At 64.5% G+C, this 2,352-nt stretch carries 3 protein-coding genes; 2 read left to right on the top strand and 1 reads right to left on the bottom strand.

All coding sequences use genetic code 11. The features are described from left to right. Window positions 1-132 precede the first annotated feature (132 nt). Together ACWJ6R_RS34740 and ACWJ6R_RS34735 are read left to right on the top strand one after the other, a co-directional pair. The gene (locus ACWJ6R_RS34740) at window positions 133-741 is read left to right on the top strand and encodes a hypothetical protein (protein ID WP_449066272.1); all 609 of its coding nucleotides are present in this window, start codon (window positions 133-135) and stop codon (window positions 739-741) included. Window positions 742-855: 114 nt separating this feature from the next. Further along, the gene (locus ACWJ6R_RS34735) at window positions 856-1,641 is read left to right on the top strand and encodes a hypothetical protein (RefSeq protein WP_229798368.1); all 786 of its coding nucleotides are present in this window, start codon (window positions 856-858) and stop codon (window positions 1,639-1,641) included. A gap of 371 nt (window positions 1,642-2,012) precedes the next feature. Here ACWJ6R_RS34735 and ACWJ6R_RS34730 read toward each other — a convergent pair. Next, a partial coding sequence (locus ACWJ6R_RS34730) for an integrase core domain-containing protein (protein ID WP_449066271.1) occupies window positions 2,013-2,352 on the bottom strand: 340 nt, incomplete at its 5' end.

Below are 2,352 nucleotides of genomic sequence, written 5' to 3'. Positions count from 1 at the left end.
GCAGCTCACACACCAGATTCGGCATCATGCGTGACCACCAACTGCGGAACCCGGGCTTAGCGTTTGGCTACTTTCTGTGGTCGACTGTTTCCAAGGCGTCTGCCGGCGGACCACCCATCTGAGGGAGGAAATGTGATCAAGGCAGGGTTCGTGAATCGGCTCGTAGCCGTGAGTGCCGTCCTGATACTCGGGATGGGCGCTACGGCCGTGGCAAGCACGCCAGCCGGTGCGGTCACGACGGCGGGACTGCAATCCAGCACGACATTCGCTCCGTCCGCAGATGCCGTGCCGGGGGTGGCGCCGGTCGGCTCTGACTCGACCGCGGTGTACCTGGACAGCTCTGGGCGGGTAATCCCCATGAGCCCGAGTACGGCTTCGAGCGCAGCACTGATCGGCTGCACACCTGTGAGTGGAAGAGACAACCCCCACCGGTCCCGTACCGGGATCGCGGCGTCCGGTCACGGGTGGTGGAAGAAGGGAAACTGCAGCAACAACCGCGCCAAGGTGTCCAACTGTCTCTATGAGTGGTATACCGACAACAGCTGGCGGCAGAAGGCATGTTCGGAGATCAAGACACTTCGCCCGTACACCGGCAGCGGGGACCGTACGGTCGCGCGCAAGGACTGTGACGGCACCGCCGTGACGTCGTGGCGCAACCATGTGGATGTTGATGTGATCGGCGAGATCGACACCGGCGAGAAACCGATGAACCAGGCGAACGTCGCCTGCCAGGTGTTTTAACGTACGAAACAGGAACGCCATAGCTATGAGGCAGTCAGGGGGCCTAGCATGCCGGAGCGTAGTACTACCGCACAGCCGGGCATGACACCCGCGGTCCGCCCGACCGCAGGCACCATGTTCGCGGCCCTGTACGGGAAACTGATTCCGCATGCCTGGCGCGCTTCCGGGTCGACGGACGACGCCCACTCGCTGTTCTATCACCGGTCCCTCGCCATGGGCTGGCTCGACGAATCCTCGACCGTGGCGACAGGCGGAGATGAGGATCATCTGGCGGTCGCGCCCGGGTTGTGGGCTATGAACGACGCCGGATGGGATCACCCTCGCGGTGTTGCTGAAGCGGGACTGGTCTCGTGGTTCCAGGTCGAGGCCAGCGCGGTCGCCGCAGACCGCCCACTGCCGGTGCAGCCGTTCCTGCGCTGCGCCGGGGACGCGACAGTGCGGGCCGGCACACTACGTCTGTCCGCAGTTCAGGTCCTCCTGCCGGTTCAGGGACTCGGCACCGCGTCGCGTCCGCAGTACGCGCCCGTGCCGTCGATGCTCTCGGGAGGCTGGTTCGCCAGCTGCGACCCGGAAGCGAAGACGCACGTCGAGGTCAGTATCAGTAGCGGCCAGGACCCGTCGATCTCTGCTGTCGCACAGCAGTTCAGCGACCACCTCGACCGCTTGGAGCAAGACGTGTTCGTGTGCCGGTCGTTCGACATCGCCGGCGGAGGCGATTGCCCGCCTCCGCCGTTCGACGACAGTTTCTGGAACGGCCCGCCCCGGCACGGCGTCGTGCTGCGTGGAGACCTCACCGAGTGGTCGTGCGACGCGATCGGGTGGCTGGCTGAGACCATTGCCGACCTTGCCGCCAGACTCGATGTCCGCTCACCGCTACTACTCGCCGCCACACGAAGGTGACGTCCAGGGTCCCTTCGGTATTCAGATCATGAGATTGCGGATCCGCCTGCGCGGTGTCGTCACTGGGAAGCGATCATCCCCATTCTGGGAAGCGATCAACGATTCCCCGTCTCATCTGCAGGTCAGGGCCACTCGTGAACAGCCCACCATCTGGGCTGTTCTTGAGATGGCCTGATCATGTGTCACGAGTGCTCGTCTGATCATGAGAATCGGGCGGGCTCTCTTCGTTTCCGGGCTTGTGGCCGTGCTCGCCGGGCGGTTCGAGGCCGGTGCTGTGGTTGCGGCGAGGGGCTCGGGTGGTGTCCGGTCGCGTCGAGGGCAGGGCGAACTGAGGTGCCCAGCAGATTCCGGACAGTCGCTTGTGGCGGAGCCTATGCGGCTTCTTGGGATGAATGGAACTCGTTGAGCGCTTCGAGGGGTGATCGGTAGCCGAGCGCCGAGTGCAGGCGCCGCCGATTGTAGAACCCCTCGATATAGCGGATGACCTGCCGTTTCGCCTTGGCCCTGGTGGAGAAGACGAACCGGTTGAGCCATTCGTTCTTGATCGCGGAGAAGAAGGACTCGGCCATCGCGTTGTCGTAGCAGACCCCGGTACGGCCGACCGAACGGCGGATGCCCAGGCCGGTCAGGAAACGACCGAACTCCTCCGAGGTGTAGTTCGAGCCGCGGTCGGAGTGGAAGACGGCACCCGGCTGGAGCAGGCCGCTACCG

The sequence above is a fragment of the Planomonospora algeriensis genome (assembly GCF_977012225.1).
The sequence above is the reverse complement of the archived record's forward strand: the minus strand, read 5'-3'. Positions and strand labels throughout refer to the sequence as shown.

Bases quoted from the DNA above. Each gene is read 5' to 3' on its own strand.
- ACWJ6R_RS34735 (WP_229798368.1), top strand. From the start codon at position 856: ATGTTCGCGGCCCTGTACGGGAAACTGATTCCGCATGCCTGGCGCGCT.